The following is an 819-nucleotide window of genomic DNA, read 5'->3' as shown; positions in this document are numbered from 1 at the left end:
GAAAGGCACTTGTAGCCGAGCAAAGAAACGAGGTGATGAAACTTGAACGAAGATTTGCAGACAGCCGCCAGAGAGGAAATCCGAGACCGATTAGAACTGACACAGCAAGGTAAGCCTGCGAATACCGCTATGAACTACAAGATGGTATTTCAGAATGACCCTCTGCTGAAAGGTGCTATCCGCAAAAATCTGTTGACGGAACGCACCGACATTGTAAAGCCGCTTGGTTGGTATCGTGAAAGCTCCACTCTGACCGATGTGGATATTAAATATCTGCTTCTCTATTTTGAAGAACACTACGGCTTGACGGTTGAGAAGAAAATCGAGGATGCCGCATTGGTTATCGCAAATGAAAACCGCTATCATCCTGTCTGCGATTTTTTGAACGGCTTGGAGTGGGACGGACAGGAACGCATACGCTTTTGTCTGCACCGCTTTCTTGGGTCTGATGCCGATGATTATACCTATGAAGCCTTGAAGCTGTTTCTGCTTGGGGCAATCAGCCGAGCCTTTAAGCCGGGGTGCAAGTTTGAAGTCATGCTATGCCTTGTCGGAGGGCAAGGAGCCGGAAAGTCCTCTTTCTTCCGTCTGCTTGCGGTCAAGGACGATTGGTTTACCGATGACCTTAAAAAGCTGGACGATGAAAATGTGTACCGCAAAATGCAGGGGCATTGGATAATCGAGATGTCAGAGATGATAGCCACCGCCAATGCAAAGAGCATTGAGGAAATCAAGTCCTTTTTGAGCAGACAGAAAGAGACATACAAAGTCCCCTATGAGACACATCCGGCAGACCGCAAGCGACAATGCGTGTTCGGG

1 protein-coding gene is annotated in these 819 nt (G+C 48.1%); it reads left to right on the top strand.

Translation table 11 applies throughout. The features are described from left to right. Positions 1-129: 129 nt before the first annotated feature. Positions 130-819: virulence-associated E family protein (locus GPK89_RS16120; RefSeq protein WP_252261729.1), on the top strand; the 690-nt coding region annotated here is incomplete at its 3' end.

This window comes from Gemmiger formicilis, assembly GCF_018784445.1.
In the GTDB taxonomy this organism is placed as follows: Bacteria; Bacillota; Clostridia; order Oscillospirales; family Ruminococcaceae; genus Gemmiger.
The sequence above is the reverse complement of the archived record's forward strand: the minus strand, read 5'-3'. Positions and strand labels throughout refer to the sequence as shown.